Annotated in this window: 18 protein-coding genes, 1 tRNA gene and 3 pseudogenes; 12 read left to right on the forward strand and 10 right to left on the reverse strand. The window is 57.4% G+C overall.

Going from position 1 to position 25530, the window contains the following annotated elements:
• Window positions 1-65 precede the first annotated feature (65 nt).
• From PSQ90_RS15505 to PSQ90_RS15515, 3 genes are all read left to right on the forward strand, one after another.
• Window positions 66-1193 carry an S-(hydroxymethyl)glutathione dehydrogenase/class III alcohol dehydrogenase gene (locus PSQ90_RS15505; protein ID WP_282211168.1) on the forward strand — a complete coding sequence of 376 codons (1128 nt, stop codon included), beginning with the start codon at window positions 66-68 and terminating at the stop codon, window positions 1191-1193.
• Between the two features lie 11 nt (window positions 1194-1204).
• Window positions 1205-1669: a YaiI/YqxD family protein gene (locus PSQ90_RS15510; protein WP_282211169.1), complete on the forward strand. Its 465-nt coding sequence runs from the start codon at window positions 1205-1207 to the stop codon at window positions 1667-1669.
• Window positions 1670-1747: 78 nt separating this feature from the next.
• Window positions 1748-2683 (forward strand): polysaccharide deacetylase family protein, encoded by a 936-nt coding sequence (locus tag PSQ90_RS15515; RefSeq protein ID WP_282211170.1) that lies wholly within the window; start codon window positions 1748-1750, stop codon window positions 2681-2683.
• Between the two features lie 6 nt (window positions 2684-2689).
• Here PSQ90_RS15515 and PSQ90_RS15520 read toward each other — a convergent pair whose 3' ends face one another.
• Both PSQ90_RS15520 and rlmB read right to left on the reverse strand, forming a co-directional pair.
• Window positions 2690-3058, reverse strand: coding sequence for a hypothetical protein (locus PSQ90_RS15520; RefSeq protein ID WP_282211171.1), 369 nt, complete (start codon window positions 3056-3058; stop codon window positions 2690-2692).
• Window positions 3059-3081: 23 nt separating this feature from the next.
• Window positions 3082-3711, reverse strand: coding sequence for a 23S rRNA (guanosine(2251)-2'-O)-methyltransferase RlmB (gene rlmB, locus PSQ90_RS15525; protein WP_328517551.1), 630 nt, complete (start codon window positions 3709-3711; stop codon window positions 3082-3084).
• 303 nt (window positions 3712-4014) lie between these two features.
• Between rlmB and PSQ90_RS15530 the strand changes: the two genes are divergently transcribed.
• The 3 genes from PSQ90_RS15530 (at window position 4015) to PSQ90_RS15540 (ending at window position 5814) form a co-directional block, all read left to right on the forward strand.
• Window positions 4015-4099, forward strand: a tRNA-Tyr gene (locus tag PSQ90_RS15530).
• A gap of 749 nt (window positions 4100-4848) precedes the next feature.
• Complete coding sequence (locus PSQ90_RS15535; protein ID WP_282211172.1) at window positions 4849-5067, forward strand: hypothetical protein; 219 nt, start codon at window positions 4849-4851, stop codon at window positions 5065-5067.
• Between the two features lie 381 nt (window positions 5068-5448).
• Window positions 5449-5814 carry a GIY-YIG nuclease family protein gene (locus PSQ90_RS15540; protein ID WP_328517512.1) on the forward strand — a complete coding sequence of 122 codons (366 nt, stop codon included), beginning with the start codon at window positions 5449-5451 and terminating at the stop codon, window positions 5812-5814.
• 414 nt (window positions 5815-6228) lie between these two features.
• Here PSQ90_RS15540 and PSQ90_RS15545 read toward each other — a convergent pair whose 3' ends face one another.
• Both PSQ90_RS15545 and PSQ90_RS15550 read right to left on the reverse strand, forming a co-directional pair.
• Window positions 6229-7026 carry a hypothetical protein gene (locus PSQ90_RS15545; protein WP_282211173.1) on the reverse strand — a complete coding sequence of 266 codons (798 nt, stop codon included), beginning with the start codon at window positions 7024-7026 and terminating at the stop codon, window positions 6229-6231.
• 370 nt (window positions 7027-7396) lie between these two features.
• Window positions 7397-10773 (reverse strand): annotated as a pseudogene (locus PSQ90_RS15550) (vitamin B12-dependent ribonucleotide reductase); the annotation flags it as partial.
• A 641-nt stretch (window positions 10774-11414) separates the two neighbouring features.
• On the opposite strand from PSQ90_RS15550, the gene PSQ90_RS15555 reads away from it, so the two are divergent.
• A complete protein-coding gene (locus PSQ90_RS15555; RefSeq protein WP_282211174.1) occupies window positions 11415-11798 on the forward strand; it encodes an NADH:ubiquinone oxidoreductase subunit NDUFA12 in 384 nt (127 codons plus the stop codon).
• 54 nt (window positions 11799-11852) lie between these two features.
• Window positions 11853-12243 (forward strand): annotated as a pseudogene (locus tag PSQ90_RS15560) (DUF2155 domain-containing protein).
• Between the two features lie 159 nt (window positions 12244-12402).
• Here the strand turns inward: PSQ90_RS15560 and aat are convergent.
• The 5 genes and pseudogenes from aat to PSQ90_RS15585 form a co-directional block, all read right to left on the reverse strand.
• Window positions 12403-13044, reverse strand: coding sequence for a leucyl/phenylalanyl-tRNA--protein transferase (gene aat / locus PSQ90_RS15565; RefSeq protein WP_282211175.1), 642 nt, complete (start codon window positions 13042-13044; stop codon window positions 12403-12405).
• 108 nt (window positions 13045-13152) lie between these two features.
• Window positions 13153-14500: pseudogene (gene accC, locus PSQ90_RS15570) on the reverse strand (acetyl-CoA carboxylase biotin carboxylase subunit).
• Between the two features lie 12 nt (window positions 14501-14512).
• Window positions 14513-14995: an acetyl-CoA carboxylase biotin carboxyl carrier protein gene (gene accB / locus PSQ90_RS15575; protein WP_282211176.1), complete on the reverse strand. Its 483-nt coding sequence runs from the start codon at window positions 14993-14995 to the stop codon at window positions 14513-14515.
• 37 nt (window positions 14996-15032) lie between these two features.
• Window positions 15033-15467 (reverse strand): type II 3-dehydroquinate dehydratase, encoded by a 435-nt coding sequence (aroQ, locus tag PSQ90_RS15580; protein ID WP_282211177.1) that lies wholly within the window; start codon window positions 15465-15467, stop codon window positions 15033-15035.
• 91 nt (window positions 15468-15558) lie between these two features.
• Window positions 15559-16488 carry a DsbA family protein gene (locus PSQ90_RS15585; protein ID WP_282211178.1) on the reverse strand — a complete coding sequence of 310 codons (930 nt, stop codon included), beginning with the start codon at window positions 16486-16488 and terminating at the stop codon, window positions 15559-15561.
• Window positions 16489-16639: 151 nt separating this feature from the next.
• Between PSQ90_RS15585 and PSQ90_RS15590 the strand changes: the two genes are divergently transcribed.
• Window positions 16640-17782: a pyridoxal phosphate-dependent aminotransferase gene (locus tag PSQ90_RS15590; protein WP_282211179.1), complete on the forward strand. Its 1143-nt coding sequence runs from the start codon at window positions 16640-16642 to the stop codon at window positions 17780-17782.
• A gap of 49 nt (window positions 17783-17831) precedes the next feature.
• On the opposite strand, the gene PSQ90_RS15595 is transcribed toward PSQ90_RS15590, so the two are convergent.
• Window positions 17832-20549, reverse strand: coding sequence for an Rne/Rng family ribonuclease (locus PSQ90_RS15595; protein ID WP_282211180.1), 2718 nt, complete (start codon window positions 20547-20549; stop codon window positions 17832-17834).
• Window positions 20550-21159: 610 nt separating this feature from the next.
• Between PSQ90_RS15595 and PSQ90_RS15600 the strand changes: the two genes are divergently transcribed.
• The 3 genes from PSQ90_RS15600 to PSQ90_RS15610 all read left to right on the forward strand — a co-directional run bounded on the left by PSQ90_RS15600 (window position 21160) and on the right by PSQ90_RS15610 (window position 25522).
• Window positions 21160-22392 carry an N-acetylmuramoyl-L-alanine amidase gene (locus PSQ90_RS15600; protein ID WP_282211181.1) on the forward strand — a complete coding sequence of 411 codons (1233 nt, stop codon included), beginning with the start codon at window positions 21160-21162 and terminating at the stop codon, window positions 22390-22392.
• Between the two features lie 181 nt (window positions 22393-22573).
• A complete protein-coding gene (locus PSQ90_RS15605) occupies window positions 22574-25021 on the forward strand; it encodes a penicillin-binding protein 1A (RefSeq protein ID WP_282211182.1) in 2448 nt (815 codons plus the stop codon).
• Complete coding sequence (locus tag PSQ90_RS15610) at window positions 25022-25522, forward strand: peptide deformylase (RefSeq protein ID WP_282211183.1); 501 nt, start codon at window positions 25022-25024, stop codon at window positions 25520-25522.
• Window positions 25523-25530 lie beyond the last annotated feature (8 nt).

Raw genomic sequence — 25530 nt, forward strand, 5'->3', positions numbered from 1 at the left:
GTCGCATTGCGATAGGCTTGCCCATGTGCGACACCTAGGCGATTGATTTGCCTGGGAGTTGCCAAATGAAGACGCGCGCCGCCGTTGCCTTTGAGGCTGGAAAACCACTCGAAATTGTCGAACTGGATCTCGAAGGCCCGCGCGCTGGAGAAGTTCTGATCGAAATCAAAGCCACCGGCATTTGTCACACCGATGAATTCACGCTTTCAGGTGCCGATCCCGAAGGTCTGTTTCCGGCAGTTCTGGGCCATGAAGGCGCGGGCGTTGTTGTGGAGGTGGGGGCAGGGGTCACCAGCGTCAAACCTGGTGATCATGTCATTCCTTTGTACACACCCGAGTGCCGCGAGTGCCCATCCTGCCTGAGTGGCAAGACCAATCTTTGCACGGCCATTCGCGCCACCCAGGGACTAGGACTTATGCCCGACGGTACGACGCGCTTTTCCTACAAGGGCACGCCGATCTTTCATTATATGGGCTGCTCGACTTTTTCCAACTATACGGTTCTGCCGGAAATTGCGGTCGCAAAGATCGACGCGGCAGCGCCTTTTGACAAGGTCTGCTACATCGGTTGCGGTGTTACTACCGGCGTTGGCGCGGTGCTCAACACGGCCAAGGTGGAGCCGGGCGCTACGGCTGTGGTGTTCGGCCTGGGCGGCATTGGCCTGAATGTCATTCAAGGGCTGAGGTTAGCCGGTGCCGACATGATCATTGGCGTAGACCTCAACAATGACAAGAAGGAATGGGGTGAACGCTTTGGAATGACGCACTTTGTCAATCCAAAGAAAATCGATGGCGACATCGTTCCTCATCTTGTCAATTTGACCAAACGACGTGGGGATGAGATCGGAGGAGCCGATTACACCTTTGACTGTACCGGCAATACCAACGTTATGCGCCAGGCACTGGAAGCCAGCCATCGCGGCTGGGGCAAGTCGGTGGTGATTGGTGTTGCGGGTGCCGGGCAGGAGATTTCGACGCGGCCATTCCAGCTCGTTACCGGGCGCACGTGGATGGGGACTGCCTTCGGCGGCGCGCGCGGCCGTACCGATGTGCCAAAAATCGTCGACTGGTATATGGATGGCAAGATTGAGATTGACCCGATGATCACGCACACCCTTCGTCTCGAAGATATCAACAAGGGGTTCGATCTGATGCACGCGGGGCAAAGCATTCGCAGCGTTGTGCTGTTCTGAAGGCAAAGCCGATGTCAGACCAGCCGCAAATTTATGTCGATGCCGATGCCTGCCCAGTCAAAAATGAGGCAATCAAGGTTGCCGAGCGACTGGGGTTGGTGATTTCGCTTGTTTCGAATGGGGGCGTGAGGCCATCGCGCGATCCCATGGTTCGCGTGGTCGTCGTGCCACATGGTGCCGATGCTGCGGACGACTGGATTGTCGAACAGGCAAATCCCAATGACATCGTTTTGACGGCCGATATCCCGCTGGTCGGCCGCGCGCTGGAAAAGAAATGCCACGTGCTTGGGTTTACCGGCAAGCTCTTTACCGAAGCATCGATTGGCATGGCGCTGGCCATGCGCGAATTGAACCAGCACCTGCGCGAAACCGGCGAGAGCCGGGGTCTAAACCCAACGTTTCGGCCAGCTGATCGTTCTGCTTTCCTCAGCGCCCTCGATACCTTGGGCCGCAGGGCGTTAATTTCCATTAAGTAAAAACCCCGCGTTGCCCAAGGGAATATTAACCATAATCATAAAAACTGGACTCTGTTGTGATTTAGCAGAGTTCATGCCGTGTCAGTCTCGCGTCTTGTTGTGTCTTTCGTTGTAGCTGGCATGTTGCTGGGTGGGTGTGCAAAGCCCCCACAAAAACACGCTGGCGATCTTTCGACCACGGGTAAAATGGCGACTGATGGCGTAGAGGCCATAGATACAAGCGCCGTTACGGGAAGCATTATGCGCACCGCGTTTGCCCCCGATTATCAAGCGATGCCACAATCTTTATTTTCGACCAGCCCACTTACCGGGCGAACGCTGGCAGTTGCGTCAGCAAACGACATTAAACTTGATCCCGGTGAAGTCATCCTGACTTTTGATGATGGACCGCGTCCAGGAAAGACCGATGCCATTCTTGATACGCTCGATAATTTCGCGGTCAAGGCGACATTTTTGATGGTGGGGCAGGCGGTGGCCGCTCATCCGCTGACCGCCCAACAGGTTGCTTTGCGCGGCCACACCATCGGCAGCCACTCTTATGACCACGCCGACCTTACGAGTTTGTCGCGGCATGAGGCGGTCAACGATATCGCACGCGCCGAGGATACGATTGTGCGGACATTGTCTAGGATTGGCGACGAACCTGCGCCATTCTTCCGCTTCCCATATCTGGCGCAGAACGGGTTTTTGCGCACCAGCTTGAACCGTGGCAGTGCGGTCATTCTTGGTGTCGATATTGATAGCAAGGATTACTACAACGACACTCCTGGGGCAGTGGCGGCGCGGACATTGAAACGACTGGATGAGCGCGGCAAAGGCATTATCCTGTTCCACGACATCCATGCGCGCACGGTTGCCATGCTGCCTGACTTTCTGCAGCAGCTTGAGGATCGGGGTTACACGGTTGTGCGATTGGTGCCCAAGGTCAATGGGCCGTTCGGCTCCGACATCATCAAGGCCGAAGCGCGCGCTGTGTCCATGCCGACTGCTGTCGAGGCGAGCGACAGTCTTTAGATTCGATCAGTCGTCATCATCATCGGTTTCATCCACCAGATAGACGGATAGCTCTATATCAATGTCGCAAAGCGCGATCGCCGCCGCTACATGCGCGGGCAGGCGAGCCGACATGGCTTCACCTTCGGTGGGGAAGTCAAACGCGAGATCGAGCACGGCCAGTCCGATTTGACGGGTTGCCAGCAGCTCTTTGATTACTTGTCCCGGACCTGACGCCAGTTCCAGCAATGCCCGGACCGGTTTGTCGTTATCCAGATCTATCTGGGCATAATGGCTATTGGCTGCGTCTTCGGGTTCGAACCGCACAACGTCCTGTCCCAGGGCCATGGTCAGTTCAGGCTGAGTCATGGTCACCCCGCTGAGACGCAGAGCCATGGCGAAGGGCTCGAAACTGCTCACTATGCTCGACCGGCGGTTGCGGCGAAAAGGGCAATTGCCGCAGCGTTTGAAACGTTGAGCGATTTGATCGGGCCGGGCATGTCCAACTTGACCATTTCGTCGCAAAGCTCGCGGGTGCGCTGGCGCAGGCCTTTGCCTTCGGCACCCATGACAATAGCCAGCGGAACATCTGCGTCGCGTGGGCGCAGTTGCTGTTCACTTTCCGAATCAAATCCGAGCACCAGCATGCCGCGTTTTTTGAGCGTTTCGAGCGCATCGCCAAGGTTGCGCACTTCAATCATCGGCACCAGATCCAGCGCGCCGGAGGCAGACTTGGCCATGACGCCGGTTTCTCTGGGGGAGTGCCGGGCTGTGGTTATCACCGCGTCCGCGCCAAAAGCGCAGGCGGTGCGCAAAATGGCGCCCACATTATGTGGGTCGGTAATCTGATCCAGCACGACTACCAGTCTGAGCGGCTCGATATCGTTGAGGCCAAAACGGTTGACCGGATCGACCTCGAGCGCCGCTCCTTGATGAACCGCGTCATCACCGAGCAGCTTGTCCAGCTCTTTGGGCGTGACCTCGCGGACCGGAACCTTGCCGATTTCACCGTTCTCGCGCAGGCGGTTGAGAGCATTTGGGGTTGCCAGAAGATTTTTTTGACGCGGCTGGCATTGTCCAGCGCCGCGCGCACCGTGTGGATACCGTAAAGGTAGACCGGTCCATCATCAGGGTTGTATCGTGGCTTGGGCGGAAATTTGTTGTAACTCATGGCGCAGCGATACCGCCTTTAGCCCGTCCCAGCAAGCGAACAAAATCAGGACAATTCATCATAGTGTGCGGATTTCTTGCGAGCAATCCTGATCGGGTGTTGACACAATCGGACAAGGCCAGCATAAACCGCCAACGAAACACTTCGGTGCTTCGTTTCTCGCTCTGGCGACTTTGTCCGTGGAGGGGTGGGAGAGTGGTTAAATCCATCAGACTGTAAATCTGACCGCTTAGCGTACACTGGTTCGAATCCAGTCCCCTCCACCATTCACCTTTTCTCAGACGCCGTCCCTTCAAGAAAATGCTGCGCGCGGCCTTTGGGTAATTTGGTTTCGGCGCCGGTTGGGTTGTCGCTATTATCGCGATAAGCTCGCGGTTTTGGTCTTTTCGGCCACGCGGATACGCCGTGCGACCGGCGGCCGACGGGTATTGGGTGAGCAACGATGGCGAGACCGCGGTCTCGTTGGAAATAAAGTCAGGTGAAACCGGGGTCTCGCCATCGCGTCGGGATTTTGCGCACACGCCTTAAGCAGCCACCCCTTTCGGGGCTGGTGACAAGACATTGGCAACTGAGCCCGGTCGTCCGGCTCCCATCCCCTTTGCCCCGCCACCGGGCTGGTGGGCAGCATCCATGCGAGAGACTGGCGCCCCAACCTCCCCGACTGTCCCCAAGCTCATCACGCGTCATGATCGGCTCTGGCCTGGGCGATGAATGAAGTTTACGTGGGGTTTTGAGGGCGGGGATATTTTTTGCATTCGGGCGTTGCGCCGGCTCGCGGTATTGTTCATTCGTCATTCAGGGGCACTAAAATACTTTGGCAAATGTTGAAACGGATCGCACTGTCAGGAGAGTATAAATGCGACATTTTGCAATGACTACACTGTTTATGACTGCCGCAATTACTGCGGCGGCAATGATTACCCCGGCGCAGGCAGCTTGCGTTAACTCACAATGGACCAAAATTTCGGGCGACGGACTGGCGAACACCATCAGGGGTCGGCTGTGTGGAAACAACATGGCAGTCAGATTGAATGGTATTGTCGATACTGGCTGGCTTGCCATGCACAATATCGGCGTCGGCAGATTTGATGCCGAATATGTCGACAATGACGTGACGACGAAAATCGACATGCAAACCAAGCTCAACGTCATGACGGTCAAGTTCACTCATGAGGCCAACAATGGTTCGGTTGGCCATACCCAGAGCAACTACAAGCTGGACTTCATGAACTAGATTTTTGTCACGGTTGATCTGGTTTTGCCCGTGAGATGAAACGTAACTGGCGCGGTCTCGCAATCTGGGATCGGCGCCGGTCGGCCAATCGGGTTCATCGAAATCCCGGCAGCGGCCGGGGTCCATTGTGATGTTTTTCCGCGCACGGAGGGCTGGGGCATCTCACGATGGGCCCCGGGTCCGGCCCGGGGTGACATGGTAGGGTTTTGGGATGGTGGTGAGGTGTTGGGCGCTGTGGTGCTGGGCGCGGAGCCTTTCCCAGTCGCGGTGTCACCCCGGCGGAGGCCGGGGTCCATCTTGAGGTTTTTCCACGATCACGGCGGGTTGGGGGATCTGAGGATGGGCCCCGGGTCAGGCCCGGGGTGACATGGTGAGGGTGGAATGATCGAGCGGGCGCGGAATGAACTGGTGGGAGTTGAAAGCGCCGAGGTGTCGTGCTTTGGTTTTCGCATGGACAAGATTTATCTCGTTTACATCATGGCCAATCGTAAGCACGGCGCGATCTATGTCGGTGTCACCGGCGATCCTGTAGCGCGCATGTGGCAGCACCGCGAACATATGTTTGAGAAGAGTTTCACCGCCCGTTACGACTGCACCTTGCTGGTCTGGTACGAGGTTCACGAGGACGCCGAGGCTGCCATCGTTCGCGAGAAGCGGATCAAGGAGTGGAAGCGTGCCTGGAAGGAGCGGTTGATCGAGGAGATGAACCCCGATTGGCGGGATTTGTCCCCCGATATTGATTTGTGACTGACGCTGGACCGAGTACTGTTCCGAAATATCCCCAATACGCCATGTCACGCCGGCGAAGGCCGGGGTCCAGCTTGATGTCTTTCCGCGCGCACGGAGGGCTGAGGCATCTCATGATGGATTCCGGCCTTCGCCGGAATGACCCGGTGGGGGTTGAGGGATGGTGGTGAGGTGTTGTGGTGCTGGGCGCGGAGCCTTTCCCAGTCACGGTGTCACCCCGGCGGAGGCCGGGGTCCAGCTTGAGGTTTTTCTGCGTGCACGGAGGGTTGAGGGATCTCAGGATGGATTCCGGCCTTCGCCGGAATGACCCGGTGGGGTCCGATACTTCCGCCCTGATGGGAGGGGCAACACAAAGTGTTTGTAGATCAGAGATGAGTAATTGTCCTTGGACGGACTCTAGTCTGCAAAACAAATTTACTTTTGACCCTGCTCTTCCTGCCGTGCGAGGACGCGAGCGCCCGGATCCGCGGATCCATACTGCACTGCGATAAGGCGTTTTTGGAGATGAAGAAAATCCAAGCGGGTGGCTTCCCAACTGACAGCTACTGCTCCAAGAGTGGTAGCTATCATTTCAGCCGTTATTTTATCCGCTGGTGCAGATACGTTTGATTTAGCATTTTGGAATAACTCAACAATATCCGAGATCAATGATGGCTCAAGAAGACCCATTTTGGGGATGCTAGCGTCGAATATCGGGGTTGGTGCCCCTAAAATTTCAATTCTGGCGCCAGCAATCAGTGATTCCTTGGGTATTGATTCGTAGATCAACTGCTGCATTTTCAAGACGCGCGCCCGATTGTTCAAATGTGTGTAGACAGCTAGGAGTTCTCCGTTGAGGGCGGCAGCGAGCGCCTTTTTCTGCAACTGCATTGTATGGTTGTCGTGCTCGGTTTGGAGTTCGAACTGATCGCGCCTAGCCTCTCGGTCAAGCTGTGCTTGTTCGTGTTGTGCAAGGCGAGCCAAACTTGCCTGGTGAACTTGAGATTGTCGCAAATTGCGAAGGCCAATTCTGGCCTGAAGAGCAACGATTGAGAGACCAACAACTGCGCCTATTAAAGTTGCCCAGCCTTGATCAATCTGCTTGGGGAACCAAAGCTTCCCGTTCAATAGCAAATCGATGAACGCGCTTGCCGAAAGGCCGAATAAGAGAATGGCGGCGCAAAACAGCGCCGCCGATCGCTTGAGAAACCATCTATTGGTATAACTTGTCACGCAGCGCGTTACCATCGCCAATGTTGTTGTTTACAACGCCCGCTCAACTACACCCCGTCGTTGTCCCGCACGTGTCGCACTTCAAACAGGTGCCGTTGCGGACCATGGTGAAGTTGTGGCACTCGGTGCATTGGTCGCCGGTGTAGCCTTTCATTTGGGCTTCGGCGCGGAGAACGACCGTGTCCTTGCTGGGCGGTGGGCTGGGGATCGGGTCCAGTTCGGCGGCGGAGAAGGCGGCCGGGGCAATCTGGGAGTCGGGTTTTAGCGCGGTTGCCGCATTCAGCGCCGTTACGGTTGAGGTTTGCATCGCCTGAACCGGGTTCAGATGCTGTTCGCCCGAAACGATCATCAGGGACTTGTTGGCCGTCTTGCCCCGGGTCATGCCGCGCGACACAAAGCGTTCGGCGGGAATGGGGGCCTGTTGGCTTGACTTGGGTGCCTGATCTTCGGCGGCACCCTTGCCCAGAGAGGTTGGGCTTTCGGGATTGACGTGCGCCAGATCATCGCGGTCGAGATAGGAAACCGCCAGTTCGCGGAACACATAATCCAGAATGCTGGTGGCGTTCTTGATCCGGTCATTGCCCATGACCATGCCGGCAGGCTCGAACCGGGTGAAGGTGAAAGCCTCGACATATTCATCGAGCGGCACGCCATATTGCAAACCAATGGAGATGGCGATGGCGAAATTGTTCATCATGGCGCGGAAGGCGGCGCCTTCCTTATGCATGTCGATAAAGATTTCACCGATGCGACCATCGGCATATTCGCCGGTGTGCAGATAGACCTTATGGCCGCCAACGATGGCTTTTTGGGTATAACCCTTGCGGCGATCCGGCATTTTTTCGCGGTCGCGGGTGACCGTTTCAACGATGCGCTCGACGATTTTCTCGGCGATCTGGGGGACACGCGCGGCGGCAGTTTGAGCCACCAGCGTTTCGACCGTATCGTCTTCGTCGTCTTCCTCGACGGCCAGAAGCGAAGAATTAAGCGGCTGGCTGAGTTTGGAGCCATCGCGATAAAGCGCATTGGCTTTTAGCGCCAGACGCCAGGACAGCATGTAGCTTTCCTTGCAGTCTTCGACTGTTGCGTCGTTTGGCATGTTGATGGTTTTGGAAATGGCGCCAGAAATAAACGGCTGGGCGGCGGCCATCATCAGGATGTGGCTTTCAACACTCAAATAGCGCTTGCCGATCTTGCCGCAGGGGGTGGCGCAATCGAACACCGGCAGATGGTCTGCCTTGAGGTGCGGCGCGCCTTCAAGCGTCATGGCGCCACAAATGTGAACGTTGGCGGCTTCAATGTCCTTTTTGGCAAAGCCAAGGAAGGGCAAGAGCTCGAACGAGAAATCGTTCATCTGGGCGTCGGTGACGCCGAGCGACTTCAGGAAATCAACGCCAAGCGTCCACTGATTGAAGACGAACTTGATATCGAAGGCCGATTTCAGCGCGGCGTTGAGCGCCTCGATCCTGTCGTCGGCAAAACCCTTGGTGCGCAGGGTTGCCGGATTGACGCCCGGTGCCTGATTGAGATTGCCGTGACCAACGGCATAGGCTTCGATCTCGGCGATCTGGCTTTCATCATAGCCAAGGGTGCGCAGGGCTTCGGGCACGGCGCGGTTGATGATCTTGAAATAACCGCCACCGGCCAGCTTTTGAATTTTACCAGGGCAAAATCGGGCTCGATGCCGGTGGTGTCGCAGTCCATCACCAGACCGATGGTGCCGGTCGGGGCAATGACGGAGACCTGGGCATTGCGATAGCCATGCTGCTCGCCAAGGGCAAGGGCATTGTCCCACGCCAGCTTGGCGCGCTTGGACAGGGCCCGATCGGTGAGCGAAGCATGATCAAGCGGCACGGGCAGGATGGAGAGGCCTTCATAGCCTTCAGCATTGCCATGGGCGGCGTTGCGATGATTGCGGATGACGCGCAGCATGTGCTGGGCGTTGCGCGGATAGTCCTTGAAGGCGCCCAGTTCCTTGGCCATTTCGGCCGAGGTTGCATAGGAAACGCCGGTCATGATGGCAGTCACAGCACCAGCAATGGCACGGCCTTCCGCCGAGTCATAGGGAATGCCCGACGTCATCAGGAAGCCGCCAATATTGGCGTAGCCGATGCCCAGGGTGCGATATTCATAAGAGCGCTCGGCAATGGCCTTTGAGGGGAATTGCGCCATCATCACCGAGATTTCGAGCACAATGGTCCACAGGCGCACCGTGTGCTCATAGGCGGCGGTGTCGAACGAGCCATCCTTGTTGCGATAAGGCAGCAGGTTTACCGACGCCAGATTGCAGGCGGTGTCATCAAGGAACATATATTCCGAGCAGGGGTTCGATGCATTGATCGGACCCGCTTCAGGGGAGGTGTGCCACTCATTGATGGTGGTGTGATATTGAATGCCGGGATCAGCGGAGGCCCAGGCGGCATAGCCAATGGTTTCCCACAGATCGCGGGCCTTGAGGGTTTTGGTGACCTTGCCATCCTTGCGACCCAGCAAATCCCAATCACTATCGGCCTCGACGGCGTTAAGGAACGCATCGGACACGCGGACCGAATTGTTGGAGTTCTGGCCGGAAACGGTCAGATAGGCTTCGCTGTCCCAATCGGTGTCGTAGATGGGGAAATCGAGATCGGTATAGCCCTGCTTGGCGAACTGGATGACGCGGTAGATGTAATTTTCCGGTACCAGCGACTTTTTGGCGGCGCGCACTTCGCGCTTGAGGGCCGGGTTCTTTTGCACGTCGAAGCAATCATCGCCCTGACCTTCGCAGTTGACGGCGGCTTTCATGATCAGCTTGAGGTGCTTGGAAACCGTCTTGGAGCCAGTGACAAGAGCGGCAACTTTCTGCTCTTCCTTGACCTTCCAGTTGATATATTCCTCGACGTCGGGATGGTCGATGTCGATCACGACCATTTTGGCGGCGCGACGGGTGGTGCCGCCCGACTTGATGGCGCCCGCTGCGCGGTCACCGATCTTGAGGAAACTCATCAGGCCCGACGATTTGCCGCCGCCGGAGAGCTTTTCGCCGCCGCCACGCAATTTGGAGAAATTGGTGCCGGTGCCGGAGCCATATTTAAACAGGCGCGCTTCGCGGACCCAAAGGTCCATGATGCCGTTTTCATTGACCAGATCGTCGTTGACCGACTGGATGAAGCAGGCGTGCGGCTGGGGATGTTCGTACGAAGACTGCGACTGCACCAGCTTGTGGGTGAACGGGTCAACATAGAAATGGCCCTGGCCGGGGCCGTCAATGCCGTAGGCCCAGTGCAGGCCGGTGTTGAACCATTGTGGCGAGTTCGGCGCGACACGCTGAGTGGCCAGCATATGGGCCAGTTCATCAAAAAAGGCGCGGGCGTCGTCTTCACTATCGAAATAGCCGCCCTTCCAGCCCCAATAGGTCCAGGTGCCAGCCAAGCGATTGAAAACCTGACGGCTATCCATTTCCGAACCATAACGCTCGTCTTCGGGTAGTTTGGCGAGCGCTTCCTCGTCGGGCACCGAGCGCCACAACCATGAGGGAACCGTGTTTTCCTCGACCTTTTTCAGGACTTTGGCGACACCGGCCTTGCGGAAGTATTTTTGCGCAATAATGTCAGCAGCAACCTGGCTCCAACTGGCCGGGATGGCGATATCTTCCAGCTTGAAGACGACCGAGCCATCGGGGTTGCGGATCTCGCTGGTGGCCGAACGAAATTCGAGGCCGGCATAGGCCCCCTTTTTGGCTTTGGTAAATCGGCGTTCGATGCGCATTCTTCTCGTAATCCCCAAATTACGCGGCCAAAATGAACCGCTGCCTGCAAAAGGCTTCACTGCTTAAATCTGTTTGACGCTGTACCAGCTTCACCGAAGCGACCCTGGTTTTGCCCTGTGCCTCACTCACCGCCCGGTCTTGATGCCAGTGGTTTATCGCGAGGTCCTGCCAGCGTCGCCAAAGCCTTGCTGACCGTCGTAAACTTTCTGCCGATTCAAACGCGGCGTCAACGTTGAATAATCAAGCCCTAGTGGTGCGTGCGGGGTAAAAAACTACAACTAGTAGGCTATATATGTGAATTATGGGGATAATCTGCAAGCGCTGCGAACACGATCCACACCGAAAATTGATGGTTCGGTGCGCCGCGCAATGATGCCAAATCAGAGCAGATATTTGGTATAAACCAATGCAAAATCTCGCAGATCGTGGGGTGGCGGCACCATGGGTGATTTCAACCTGCTAAGATGGGTGAAGTCGCGAGATCGAGCGTTGTCATTGTCAAGTCGATTATTGTTGGGGATGCTCGCAATGAGAGTGGCAAGTTGATCGACACGGGCTCGCTGGGTCTAGGCTTGCGGGCGGTGGCGTGATACATCGTGGCAACGGCAGCGCGTGGGCTGCAATACGACGGATAGCTAGAATGAAACAGTTCCTCGCGGAGATCTTTGTTTGGTGGCACGGACAGACTTGGGGCACGCGTTTGTGGTTGTGGCGTTTTGCCAAGCATGTCGGCACCGATGAACTTGGCAACAAGTACTACCTCGATGCCAAGTCCGACCGGCGTTTTGTTACCTACAATGGCCCAGCAGATGCATCCGCGATTCCAATGGGATGGAACGGCTGGATGCACCACCGCACCAACGTTATTCCCAGCGAGTCCAATTATAAGCCTCACACTTGGGAAAAACCGCACCTTCCCAATATGACCGGGACGTCGGCCGCTTATGTTCCTGATGGCAGCATGTTGGCAAAGGGCGAACGCCCCCGTGTTTCGGGCGATTATGACGCCTGGTCGCCAGAATAGTCCTTGGCATCTATTGCAGTGATAAAGCGCGTTACCCAATTGGCGGGGCTGGTAATGCTGGCGGGAAGCGTAGCGCTTCCCCATGTCAGTGCCGCGCCTATTGCCAATCGAGTCGCCACATTTGCGGGGCTCGACAAGATCACGGCGCGAGATCACACATTTTGACGTCTATATCGGCGAGACGGTGTTGTTCGGCGCTCTCGAGATAACGCCGAGGGCGTGTTACAGCCATCCGCCCAACGAGGCACAGCGCACGTCCTCCTTCATCGAGGTTGATCAGCGCAGCCTCACCGGATCGAGCCAGCGTATCTTTACCGGCTGGATTTTTGCCGATAGCCCGGCCCTTAATGCCATAGACCATGCCGTTTATGATGTTTGGCTGGTCGACTGCAAGAACGTGACCGATGTGCCCCCGCCTGATGAGCGCGGTACGTCCACAGAGTAGTGAGCGCGATCCCTCGGGGGTGGCTTTCGCGGCCGGGTGTCGCGTGTATTTCCATGGCCATGGCGGGCTAAGACATCTCAGGATGGATTCCGGCCTGCGCCGGAATGACCCGGTGGGGAGTGGGATGGCGCCTGGGTAGAGCGGCTTTATGCGGCGGGGTTATGGGGCGTGCGGATGGTCCAGGGCGGACCAGTTGGCATCGCGTTCCAATGCGTCGGCCAAACGCTCTTCATAGTCGGCGCGCGAAATTTCAACGCCGCCAAGGGACGCGAGGTGATCAGTCAGGAATTGGGTATCGAGCAGGGTGAAGCCGCCGACGTTCAAGCGATCGACCAGATGGGCCAGTGCTATCTTGCTGGCGTCTGTGCGGCGGTGAAACATCGATTCGCCACAAAAGACACCGCCGATGGCGAGGCCGTAAAGCCCGCCAACCAATTCCAAACCATCCCAGACTTCGACTGTGTGCGCGACGCCACGGCGGAACAGTTCGGCATAGACAGCACGAATTGAAGCATTGATCCAGGTGGTGCCGCGGTCTGAACCAACGGTTGCGCAACCCTCGATAATGGCGGAAAAATCTGTGTCCACGCAGATCCGAAAATTATTGCGGCGTATGGACTTGCGCAGGCTTGCTGAGATCTTGAATCCGTCTAGCGGGATTATACCGCGCAGATCCGGGCTGACCCAAAAGAGATCTTGGGACGAAGCATCTTCTGCCATGGGAAAGATGCCAGCGCGATAGGCGCGGATAATGAGTTCGGGTGTGATTTCGATGTCGAAGGGATCGGCGCGCGAGGCCATCACTGCCTCCAGTTCACAATTCGAAAACCGGACCTGCCTGGTATGCCGCACCGGATCACTGCGTTGAACCGATGCGGCGGAATATTCGTGGGCGCTTTTGCGACAGCGTTACGCCTTGTTTTCGGACAAATATTTTTCCAGCCAATGGATATCATAATTGCCCGCAATGATATCTGGTTCGCGGATCAACCGCTGAAACAGCGGCAACGTAGTCTTGATGCCGTCGATCACGAATTCATCCACCGCGCGTCGCAGGCGGTGCAGGCACTCTTCGCGGGTGCGGCCATAGACAATCAATTTACCAATGAGCGAGTCATAGTAGGGCGGGATCTTGTAGCCCTGATAGACCGCCGAGATCGACGCGAATGCCGACACCGCCAGCAGGATGATAGAATGTGATCGTGCCCGGTGAGGGGGCGAACGTCTGGGGATCCTCAGCATTGATGCGCACTTCAATGGCATGGCCATAAAAGCTCACTTGCTTCTGGCTCATCGACAGTTTTTCGCCCGAGGCCACGCGGATCTGTTCATAAACGATATCGACGCCGGTAATGCGCTCGGTGACGGGGTGTTCGACCTGCAACCGAGTGTTCATTTCGATGAAATAGAACTCGCCGTCCTCGTAGAGGAATTCGACCGTGCCAGCGCCGGAATATTTGAGCTTGCGCATGGCGGCGGCGCAGATTTCGCCGATCTTGTCGCGTTCATCGGGCTTGATCGTCGGGCCACCGGCCTCTTCCCAAACCTTTTGATGCCGACGCTGCAATGAACAGTCGCGCACACCGAGGTGCACCGCGTTGCCATGTCCGTCGCCAAGTACCTGCACTTCGATGTGCCGGGGCTTGCCGAGGTACTTTTCCATATAGACCGAATCATTGCCGAATGCGGCTTTGGCTTCGGTCCTCGCGGTTGACCAGGCAACCAGAACATCGGCTTCGCTGAGGGCGACCTTCATGCCACGACCACCGCCACCAGCGGTCGCCTTGATCAGAACTGGATAACCGATTTCCTTGGCGGTCTTAAGCGCTTCCTCGTCGGATTCCACAGCGCCGGCGGAACCGGGGACAACAGGAATGCCAAGTTCTACGGCGGTCTTTTTGGCCGTGATCTTGTCGCCCATGATGTCAATATGGTGGGCAGACGGGCCAATGAAGGTGACATTGTGTTCGGTCAGGATCTGGGCGAACCGGGCATTTTCGGACAAAAAGCCGTAGCCGGGATGCACGGCATCGGCGCCGGTGATTTCGCAGGCGGCCATGATCGAGGGAATGTTGAGATAGCTGTCCTTGGCCGATGGCGGGCCAATGCAGACGCTTTCGTCGGCCAGCCGCACATGCATGGCGTTGGCGTCGGCGGTGGAGTGAACCGCGACCGTCTGGATGCCAAGCTCTTTGCAGGCACGCAGGATGCGCAGGGCAATTTCGCCGCGATTGGCGATCAAAACCTTCTGGAACACGAGGTAGCCCTCCTATTCGATGACAACCAGCGGTTCGCCGTATTCGACTGGCTGGGAATCCTCGACCAGGATGCGCGTGACCGTGCCGGAGCGGTGTGCGGGAATCTGGTTCATGGTCTTCATGGCTTCAATGATCAGCATGGTCTGACCTTCGATGACCTTGCTGCCCACCTCGATAAATGCAGCCTTGCCAGGCTCAGGCGAGCGATAGGCGGTGCCGACCATTGGCGAAACGAGGGTGCCGGGGTTGCCTGAGAGGTCTTCAGCCTCTGCCGGTACGGCCGCAGGCACACTGGCCACGGGCGCTGCTGCCGGGGCCGCTGGTGCGTGAGCGACAGGCGGGGCAGCATAGGTCACAGTCTCATTGGCGTAGGAACGCGTCACGCGGACCCTGAAATCTTCCTGCTCGATTTCGATTTCGGCAAGATTTTCCTTGTTGAGCAATTCCGCAATTGCCCGGATCAAATCCTGATCTACTTGAGATGCCTTGGTCATTTTCTGGGTCTCCCGCGCCAACGCGATGATCCTTGTTTTAGAGTTTTTCGGCCAACGCGCGAAGGGCCAGAGTATACCCCGCCGCGCCCAGGCCGCAAATGACGCCCGTCGCCACGGCTGAAACATACGAGTGATGCCGGAACGCTTCGCGTTGATGGATGTTGGAAAGATGCACTTCGACTGTCGGCAGGCCGACGGCCTTGAGTGCATCGTGAATGGCAACCGATGTATGGGAATAGGCTGCCGGGTTGATGATTATGGCGTCGGCGTCCTTGCCAGCATCCTGAATCCAGCTGACCAGTTCGCCTTCGTGATTGGATTGGCGAAAGTCGATGGACAGACCTAGTTCGGTGCCGGTATCCGCGCATAACTGCCCGATATCAGCGAGCGTTTGCGCGCCATAGATGCCGGGCTCCCGAGTGCCGAGAAGATTGAGATTCGGCCCGTTGATGATGAGTATGCGTTTCGCCATGATAGAGCCTTTTGCACCGGCCCCTGCGCCAGCGCAAGGCTGACTATACGAATTGCACTAAAAACACAAAGGGATCGGGCGTATACCCACTTTATCCCTCACATTGTGTCTGGCCACAGGCACGCATATTGGCGATCCGGCTGCGCAGATCGTCAATCCCGATGGCGCCGGGAATGACCTCGTTGCCGATGATATAGGTCGGCGTGCCGGTAATATTGAGTGCCTTGGCGATATCGTAGGAGTTCTGGATGGTTTTACCGACCAACTCTGAATCGAGTTCAAGCTGCAGATTGACCGGGCTCAACCCCACATCCTTGGCTGCGGCAAGGGCGGTGTCGAGATCGTTCTGACCCCGTCCGGTGAACAGTGCCTGATGGAACGTCCAATAATCTGCGTCGCTCTTGCCGACCAGGACAGCCACGCGTGCTGCATCAAGTGATCCTTGAGATAAAATCGGGAACTCCTTGAGAACGACTCTTAATTCTGGATCGTCGGCCAACAAGTTGACCAGATCGGGCAGGGCGCTGCGGCAGTAGCTGCAGTTGTAGTCAAACATTTCGACCAGTGTCACATCCCCATCGGGATTGCCCAGAACGACCTGATTGGGATCGTTGAAAATGACATCTTTCATCGATGCGATGGCCGTCCGGGAAGCATCGGCTTCTGCGGTGCGGGTCTTGGTTTCGAGGGCATTTGACAGGCGTTGGAGAATTTCGGGGTCGCTCATCAGATAGTTTTCAATCATCGGATTGAGCTTGGCTGGATCAATTTGGGCGACTGTGGGCTCAGCGGGCTGTGTGGTCGCGAGGGCTAAATCGTGCTCGGTGAGCATATCGGCAACGATTGCTTCGACGCCGGCCTTGTCGATCGGGGCAGGTGGTGCCTCCTGTTTGGCCAGTACGTCGGAAACAATGGCGGTAATGGCGCCTGTATCGGGCGCAGGCTGGTTCAGCAACGATACGCCAAGTCCACCAGCCAATATGCCGGCTATCGCAATCAGGGCAGCAGTCAGACGTGGCATGGTAGCTCCAGGGGATGAATCGATTTGTTTGCTGGTAACACAATTAGCCCCAATAGAGCATGGGGTGTTAAAGGATCGGTTTGTTGTGACATCAATTCTGGTTGAGCCTGCGTGAGGTTCTGGGTAGGTGAGGGGTTGAACGGAGACATTCATGCCGACAGCAGCTGCCGATCTAATGCCTTTCAGGGCGATGGAAATATTGAAACGCGCCAAGGCACTGGAGGCGGCGGGCCGCAATATCTGTCATCTGGAACTGGGCGAACCGGGAGCGCCGCCTGCGCCAAAGGTCATTGAGGCGGTTCGAAAGGTCTTGCCAAAGGTTCAAAGCTATACAAATGCCATGGGCATGATTGAGCTGCGTGAACGTATCGCTGGATACTACCAGTCCCAGCACGGCGTTTGCGTTCACTCCGACAATATCGCGGCAACCACCGGATCGTCGGCGGGTTTTATTCTGGCGTTTCATGCCGCTTTTACGCCGGGGGCTCGGATCGCCATTACGCGGCCGGGCTATCCCGCCTATCTCAACACATTGGTTGGCCTTGGTTTTGACCCGGTCGAGATAGAACTGTCGGCGCAAAATGGTTGGGTGCTGACGGCGGCCGACATCGAGGCCGCCTACGCGCGGCAGGCCTTTGCGGGGCTATTGTTTGCCAGTCCGGCCAATCCAACCGGTGCGGCGGTTGACCGGGATGGGTTAGGCGAGATCGTTGCCTGCTGCAAAAAGCTTGGCGTTCGCTTGATCTCGGACGAGATCTATCATGGCCTTGATTATCGCGGCCCTTCGGTTTCGGCGCTCGAACTGGGGCGCGATGCCATCGTTATCAATAGTTTTTCAAAATACTACTGCATGACCGGATGGCGCATTGGCTGGATGGTGGTGCCGGATGAATTGATCCGCAGGACTGAAATGCTGCAACAAAATCTGTTCATCTCGGCACCGACCCTCAGCCAGATTGCTGCGACGGCCGCGTTGGGAGAGCGAGACTATTCCGAAGAGCAGAAGCGGAATTATGCAGAAAACCGTCGACTGCTCAGTGCTGGCCTGCAAGACCTCGGGTTTGATCTGGAACACGCCTCGGATGGCGCGTTTTACGCCTATGCCGGCATCAGGAAATTTTCCAATGACTCATTGGCATTTTGCAGCACTCTTTTGGAACAGGCAGGCGTGGCGGCGACGCCGGGCGTCGATTTCGACCGGAGGGATGGGCACAATTTTGTGCGCTTTTCCTATGCGGGTAGTCGCGAAACGATGACGATGGCTTTAGCGCGAATGGCAGCTTTTCTGCGCTAGCGTTCGAGCATGTACAAAAAAGGCGACCCGGAGGCCGCCTTTTTTGTTTCTAGCCGAGGCCGAGGCGGCGTTGCCACCATCCGCCCTTTTTCTTTTTCTCGGGTTCCGACGCGCCTTCAGCTTCAGCAGCGGCAGAGCTGGATGAGACCACGATGCCATCGGCCGGGAGTTCTTTCCTGGCGCGACGCGGCTTATCATCAACAGGCGCCGCTTCGGCTTCTGCTGCTACCGCGTCCACCGGCTCAGGGGCAGGCTTTTCAGCCGGTGCCTCTACTGTGGGCATCGGTGTTGCCTCTGCTGCTGCAACCTCGGTTTCGGCCGTAACTTTTGGCTTGCGCACGCGGGGTTTGCGTTTTGGCTTTTCAGGCGCGGGTTCGGCTTCCGGTGCTGCTCCCTCAACCGCTGTTGCGGCGGCGGCATCGGCAGCTTCAGCGGCTTTTTGAGCCGCGGTCTTGCGTGGACGACGAACCTTTTTGGGTTTTTCCGCTGCAGCCGCTACTTCAGCATCGCCTGGCGCTTCGGCGGCGGGAACGTCAGCTGGCGCGGCCTCGCTGACGACGGCTGGCGTTTCTGCCACGTCGGCGGGTTGCTCAACCTGAGCAACCTCAGGTGCGGGCGTTTCGGCCGGGGCGGCATCTGCCTGCTCGCCTGCAGTTGCGGAAATTTCTGCGCCTTCCTCATCACGACGATTGCGGCGACCACCACGACGGCCGCGGCGGCGGCGCTTCCGGGGGCCGTCGTCGTCGCCATCAGCGGCGGGTTCTTCGCCATTCTCGGCGGAGTCTGCCGGAGCGGCCTCATCGTCGGTCGATGCTTCTGCTTGGGTGACTGCCGGTTGGGTTGCGCCCTGACGTCCATTTTCGTCATTGCGCTCACCGCCACGACGGCGACGACGACGGCGACGACCACTACGGCCTGTTTCACCATCGCCAGCCTCGGCGGCAGGTGTTTCTTCTTCTGCTTCAGCCTCATCGGCGGCTGCTTGGTCAGCAGCATCGTCGTCAATGACGGCGCTGTCGACCCGGACGTGCTGGGCTGCGCGCTGCTCAAGGTGCGCGTTGGCGCGAGCCTCGCCTTTTTCAATACCGAACTGACTGCCGGTCAGTTTCCCGTCGGCTGTTACGGTGATCGACAATTGATATTTGTCCTCGAGCGCTGTCAGGCTGTCGCGCTTGAAGTTGAGAATATAGAGCGCCACGTCGACCGGGACGCGCACATTGATCGACTGGCCGGGGCGGCGCAGCACGTGATCTTCCACATTGCGCATAACCATCAAGGCGAGGCTCTCGACCGAACGGACCAGGCCGGTGCCGTCGCAGATCGGGCACTTGTGGGTCGAGCTTTCGACAACGCCGAAACGAATGCGCTGCCGGCTCATTTCCATCAGGCCGAAATGGCTGATGCGGCCAACCTGAATGCGGGCGCGATCATCCTTGAGCGCTTCCTTGAGGCGTCGTTCCACCGCGCGATTCGAGCGGTTTTCAACCATGTCGATAAAGTCGATTACAACGAGACCGGCCAGATCGCGCAGGCGCAACTGGCGGGCAACTTCGTCGGCAGCTTCCAGATTGGTCTGGAGCGCGGTGTCCTCGATATTGTGCTCCTTGGTGGAGCGTCCCGAGTTGACGTCGATTGAGACCAGTGCCTCGGTGGGGTTAATCACCAGATAGCCGCCAGAGGGCAGGGTGACCTGAGGCGAGAACATCGAGTCCAGCTGCTGTTCGATGGTGTATTTGGAGAATAGCGGCTGATCATCCTTGTAGAGCTGCACGTTCTTGGCGTGGCTCGGCATGATCATCCGCATGAAGTCCTTGGCTTCGCGGTAGGCGTCGTCGCCTGCCACGAAAACTTCGTCGATGTCCTTGTTGTAGAGGTCGCGAATGGTGCGCTTGATCAGCGAGCCTTCCTCGTAAACAAGGCAGGGTGCCTGGCTCTTGAGGGTCAGCGAGCGCACATTCTCCCAAAGACGCATCAGATATTCGAAGTCGCGTTTGACCTCGGCCTTGGTGCGACTGGCCCCTGCCGTGCGCAGAATGACGCCCATGCCCTGTGGTACTTCCAGATCTGAGGTGATTTCCTTGAGGCGCTTGCGGTCAGCCGCGTTGGTGATCTTGCGCGAGATACCGCCGCCCCGCGCGGTATTTGGCATCAGCACTGAGTAGCGACCGGCAAGCGACAGATAAGAGGTTAGTGCTGCGCCCTTGTTGCCGCGCTCTTCCTTGACCACCTGCACCAGCATGACCTGGCGGCGCTTGATGACTTCCTGGATTTTGTAGTGACGCTTGGTAACCGAACGGCGGCGCTCGGGGACTTCTTCGAGCGCGTCAGCACCACCGATGGATTCCACTGGTTCTGAGTCAGCGGGTGCTTCCTCAATGTGGCCAGTGCCTTCCATGTCCTGGGTGTCGGTTTCGGCGTCCGGCTCGGTTACGCCCTCGGGCAGCGAGACGTGATCATCGGCATCATCTTGCTTATGGTCATCTTCCTCGTCGCGCAAAAGCGCTTCGCGGTCAGCAACCGGAATTTGGTAATAGTCGGGGTGGATTTCGGAAAAAGCGAGAAACCCATGGCGATTGCCGCCATATTCAACGAAAGCAGCCTGTAGTGAAGGTTCTACGCGGGTGACCTTGGCGAGGTAAATATTGCCTCGTAACTGGCGACGTTGCGCCGATTCAAAATCGAATTCCTCCAGCCGGTTACCGGATGTGACGACAATCCGGGTTTCTTCGGGGTGGATGGCATCCACCAGCATTCTCTTGGTAGCCATAGTAAATTGCTCCGCGCCGTCGCGCGCCGACAAGGGGCAGCCGGTAAACCGACGTCCTGTGCAAGGCGCCATGCGAGGCGAATGGTTTGAGTTGGGTGACGTCGGCGACATTGATGCCGAGAGCGCCGGGTGTGTTGGTCACCAGCCCACAATTGATCGTGACAAAACGGCAATCGGATAGTTCGATCGCGTCGCATTTTGTCAGTCCGTGGGCCATATGACCTCTTCCTAATGGGCACCGCTGCCACGACTGGTCAGCTGTAACCGTCCGGCAAAAAGTGCCGAAATTCCTTGGGGAGGCGCAGGATTGCCGCTTCTGTGCCGGGAGCCGACACGATGCCGACCTCTTCGTCCCGACCACTTTTCGCGCCGATGTGAGAGCCTGTGGCTGCTCAAACGGGTCCGACGAAAAGCTGACGCCTCTATCTATAGCGTGTAGGGGGCCTGCACCAAATTGGCAACAGGAAAGTCATTGGCGCGGGCTTCTCACACAATTTAGCAACGAGTTTACCAAACTGATTCATGATTGCTTGACCTTGGTGTTTATGCCGCAGAATCGCCGTTTGAGTGATAGAGACCGGCCAGCAACTGATATGGGAGCGCCTCTTCATTGTTCAAATTGCTCGTTTTCGCCGTTGTCGCGGTCTGCCTGACATTTGTGTCAACGGCAGGCATGGGGCAGGAAGTTTCGCAACAGTCCACAGCGCTGCCTGTGGTGGAGGATGTGCGCGTTTCAGCGACGCCAGAACGGGCGCGGCTGGTCATCGACCTTGGTGCGATGACCGAGTTCGCCATGGTCTCGCTCGACGGGCCGGACCGTTTGGCGATTGATGTTCGCGCCTCCAGTCTGGCTGTCACGGAGCCAGGCAAGGTTGCGGGCCAGGGTATTGTATCGGATTTTACGGTTGAACAGGTGGCGTCCGACCGGGTTCGCACAATCCTGACACTTGCAGCGCCCGCGCAGGTTCAGCAAGCCTATGTGCTGGACCCGTTTGAAGACCAGCCAGCGCGTCTGGTGGTCGATGTCATTACTGCCACGCCCGAGATTTTTGCAACCAACGTTGCCAAGGATCTGGCAGCGACCGATGACATCGCCCAGCTTGGCGACAAAGAAGGGTCAACGCCTGCGGGTGGCTCCAATCTGCCTATGGCCACCAACCCCCTGGTCGTCATTGATCCAGGGCATGGCGGCATCGACGGCGGTGCCGAGTCTCCCGATGGGGTCAAGGAAAAGGACATTGTGCTGGCCTTTGCCCTTAAACTTCAGGAGCTTCTGGTCGATTCGGGGCGTTTTGATGTGGCGTTGACGCGTGAGGGCGATAATTATCTCAAACTTGAGGATCGCGTAGCGCTCGCCCGTCAGAACAAGGCGGATCTGTTCATTTCCATTCACGCCGATACGTTTCAGAAGTCCGATATTCGCGGCGCCAGCATTTATACACGCGACGAGAATGCGACCGATGTTCTGGACAAGATTTTGGCCGACAATGAAAACAAATCCGATGTGATTGCTGGCTATTCGATGCCGCGAATGCCACCGCAGGTGGTGGATATTCTGGTTGATCTGATGCGGCGCGAGACGCGCGTACAATCGTTCAAGGCGGCGCGTGACATTGTGCATCAGATGGAGCCGAGTGTGCAGCTTCGTCGATACCCCGAGCGGCAGGCGGATTTTTTCGTGCTGCAGTCGCCTGACGTGCCGTCGATCCTGCTGGAGCTTGGTTTTATCTCCAACCCGACAGACATGGCCAATCTACTCAAGGTCGATTGGCGTGATCGCACGGCGGAGGCCGTTGCGCGCGGCATTTCGAGTTATTTTGATTCCCTCAAGGCCGATGAATAGATGTGGCCTTTTTGCAACCTGCGCATCTAAGCGGCTGCGGGGTGCCATACTTGCATGCTTGTGATCCACATTTGCCCGCCGCTCTGCTATTGATTCCCCATCGAAAAATGGTGCGCAACTGATTTGCGCCGTTGATTGTGATGCTGTCGAGGGGTGCCTCGACCCTAGGGATATTGACTAGATGCTGCGGTTGCTCGGCGCGATTTTCGGATTTGGCGTATTTGTGGCTCTGGGAGTTGTGGTTGTCGCGGTGGTCTATCTGGCCAGCGTGGCGTCGCAATTGCCCGACTATACCGTTCTCAAGGATTACCAGCCGCCGGTCACAACGCGCCTGCATGCTGCCAACGGGACGCTGCTGGCTGAATATGCGCGCGAGCGCCGCTTGTTTCAGCCCATCGAAACCATGCCACCGTTGCTGCTCAATGCGTTCCTGTCGGCGGAAGACAAGGATTTTTATAATCACGGCGGCATTGCGATTGATGGTGTGGTGCGCGCCATGCGTGACAATGTCCTGCAGCAGTTGGATGGCGGGACTGGTCCGCTGGCGGGGGCGTCAACGATCACGCAGCAGGTGGCCAAGAACTTCCTTTTGTCCAGTGAGCAGACGTGGGATCGTAAAATTCGCGAGGCCATTCTGGCTATCCGGATCGATGCCACCTTTTCCAAGGACAAGATTTTTGAACTCTATTTGAACGAGATATTTCTTGGCCTCAACTCATATGGCGTTGCCGCAGCCGCGCTGAATTATTTCGACAAGGCCCTCTATCAACTTGATCTGGCCGAGGTGGCCTATATTGCCGCCTTGCCGAAGGCGCCGAACAATTATCATCCGTTCCGCCGTCCTGAGGCCGCGGTCGAGCGGCGCAACTGGGTCATCGACCGGATGGTCGAGAATGGATATGTCACGACCGATGAGGCTGAAGCGGCAAAAGCGGAGCCGCTCAATGTGATTCCACGTGTGTCGGGCAGTCAGATCTATTCGGCTGAATATTTCACCGAGGAAGTGCGGCGAGAGCTGGCCAAGCTCTATGGCGAGGATCAACTCTATGGTGGGGGACTTTCAGTCCGCACGACGCTCGATCCGCAATTGCAGGGTTATGCGCGCCGTGCGCTGATGGATGGGTTGATCGCCTATGACCATGGACGCGGATTCCGTGGACCGGTTGCCAGCATTGAAATAAGTGACGACTGGGGACTGGACATTGCCAAGATCCGCCCCTTGAGTGATGTGCCCGAGTGGACATTGGCTGTTGTGCTCGAAGTTTCCGGCAATCAGGCCAAAATTGGTTTGCGTCCGGGCTCGGACGTTGATGGTGGCCTGTTGGGGGATCGCACCGAAGGGACGCTGGCAGGGCCGGATGTCAAATGGGTCAGCAAGTCCATATCCAGCCTGCTCAAGGTGGGGGATGTGGTCTATGTTTCTCCGGTTTCAGGGAAGGTTGGCAATTATACGCTTGAGCAGGTGCCCGAGATTGAGGGCGCGCTTGTGGCCATGGATCCGCGTACCGGTCGGGTTCTGGCGATGGTCGGGGGATTTTCCTACGCAGAATCCGAGTTCAATCGCGCCACGCAGGCCATGCGGCAGCCGGGGTCATCGTTCAAACCCATCGTTTATTCGGCGGCGCTCGACAATGGCTATACCCCGGCATCCGTGGTTCTGGATGCGCCCGTTGAAATCCGCCAGGACGACGGCAGTATGTGGCGTCCCGAAAATTATGCGCAGCAGTTTTATGGCCCGCAGACCTTGCGGCGCGGCATTGAACGGAGCCGCAACGTCATGACGGTTCGGCTGGCCCGCGACATTGGCATGCCGCTGGTGGCTGAATATGCGCGCCTGTTTGGTGTTTATGACACGATGCAGCCGGTTCTCGCCATGGCGCTGGGGGCAGGCGAGACCACGGATATGCGTATGACGGCTGCCTATGCCACGATTGCCAATGGCGGCCGCAAGATTGTGCCGACGCTGATCGATCGTATTCAGGACCGCTATGGTCATACGGTTTACAAACATGACCAGCGCCAGTGCGAAAACTGCAATGCCAAGGATTGGCACGAACAGGGCGAACCGCGAATTCTGGATAATCGCGAGCAGGTTCTCGATCCAATGACCGCCTACCAGATTACCTCGATGATGGAAGGCGTGGTCCAGCGCGGTACCGGCACTGCTGCCAAAGTGCTCAATCGGCCCGTTGCTGGCAAAACTGGCACGACCAATGACTATAAGGATGCATGGTTTATCGGGTTCACACCTGAACTGGCGGTTGGCGTTTATGTTGGCTATGACCGGCCCAAATCGATGGGCCGGTCAGCAACTGGCGGCACGTTGGCGGCGCCGATTTTTACTGAATTCATGCAGAAGGCCCTCAAAGGCAAACCGGCGACGGATTTTGCCGAACCGCCCGGCATGGACGACGAATGGATCAGTCCATCGTCGGGCGTCCGCACCGCCGGTGGCAGCGGCTCAATTCGGGAGGCCTTCAAGCCGGGTACCGGCCCCAACCTGGCGTCTTCAGTCATTGGCGTCGACTCCGGGTCGTTCGTTTCGGTCCAGGAGCAACAGCGCATGGTCGATAATCCGGGGCAGGGCACATTCATGGACCCCAACCTTGGGCGCGGTGGCCTGTTCTAAGTGCCGGAATTCGTGCGCTATCCAGACCCGGTTCTGGAGCAGATCGCGGGCTTTTGTCCGGTAGATGCCAATCTATTGGCAATTGGTCGTGACCTGCTGGCGGCACAGATGGATGCGCGCTCATATGGGCTAGCGGCCGCGCATATCGGGATTTGCGCGCCCGTGATCATCATAAATCTGGCCTCCGAGGCCGCGGCGCGCAACGATGTGTTGTTGTTTAATCCTTCCATTGCAGCGGTTTCGGAAACGACCGGGCTGGGTAACGAAGGCTCAGTCTCGATGCCCGGCATTGAGGTGCGGATTGCGCGACCCGTCTGGGTGATCCTTGACTATCAGGACGCGGACGGACGGGACCAGCAAAAGCGTCTGGAAGGCTTTGCTGCCCGTTGCGCGCTGCATGAAACCGATCAGGTCAATGGCGTGTTTTTTCTCAAGCGACTGTCGCGTCTCAAGCGGGAAGCGGCAATCAAGCGGTTTCGGAAAAGTCAGTCGGCAGGTTGATTGCCCAC

Origin of the sequence: Devosia rhodophyticola, assembly GCF_028816475.1 — a bacterium.
Classification (GTDB): Bacteria; Pseudomonadota; Alphaproteobacteria; order Rhizobiales; family Devosiaceae; genus Devosia; species Devosia rhodophyticola.

Excerpts from the sequence above, each read along its gene's own strand:
- PSQ90_RS15505 (WP_282211168.1), top strand. The coding sequence starts at position 66 with ATGAAGACGCGCGCCGCCGTTGCCTTTGAGGCTGGAAAACCACTCGAA.
- PSQ90_RS15510 (WP_282211169.1), top strand. The coding sequence starts at position 1,205 with ATGTCAGACCAGCCGCAAATTTATGTCGATGCCGATGCCTGCCCAGTC.
- PSQ90_RS15520 (WP_282211171.1), bottom strand. The coding sequence starts at position 3,058 with ATGGCTCTGCGTCTCAGCGGGGTGACCATGACTCAGCCTGAACTGACC.
- PSQ90_RS15535 (WP_282211172.1), top strand. The coding sequence starts at position 4,849 with ATGGCAGTCAGATTGAATGGTATTGTCGATACTGGCTGGCTTGCCATG.
- PSQ90_RS15540 (WP_328517512.1), top strand. The coding sequence starts at position 5,449 with ATGATCGAGCGGGCGCGGAATGAACTGGTGGGAGTTGAAAGCGCCGAG.
- PSQ90_RS15555 (WP_282211174.1), top strand. The coding sequence starts at position 11,415 with ATGAAACAGTTCCTCGCGGAGATCTTTGTTTGGTGGCACGGACAGACT.
- aat (WP_282211175.1), bottom strand. The coding sequence starts at position 13,044 with ATGGCCTCGCGCGCCGATCCCTTCGACATCGAAATCACACCCGAACTC.
- accB (WP_282211176.1), bottom strand. The coding sequence starts at position 14,995 with ATGACCAAGGCATCTCAAGTAGATCAGGATTTGATCCGGGCAATTGCG.
- aroQ (WP_282211177.1), bottom strand. The coding sequence starts at position 15,467 with ATGGCGAAACGCATACTCATCATCAACGGGCCGAATCTCAATCTTCTC.
- PSQ90_RS15585 (WP_282211178.1), bottom strand. The coding sequence starts at position 16,488 with ATGCCACGTCTGACTGCTGCCCTGATTGCGATAGCCGGCATATTGGCT.
- PSQ90_RS15590 (WP_282211179.1), top strand. The coding sequence starts at position 16,640 with ATGCCGACAGCAGCTGCCGATCTAATGCCTTTCAGGGCGATGGAAATA.
- PSQ90_RS15595 (WP_282211180.1), bottom strand. The coding sequence starts at position 20,549 with ATGGCTACCAAGAGAATGCTGGTGGATGCCATCCACCCCGAAGAAACC.
- PSQ90_RS15605 (WP_282211182.1), top strand. The coding sequence starts at position 22,574 with ATGCTGCGGTTGCTCGGCGCGATTTTCGGATTTGGCGTATTTGTGGCT.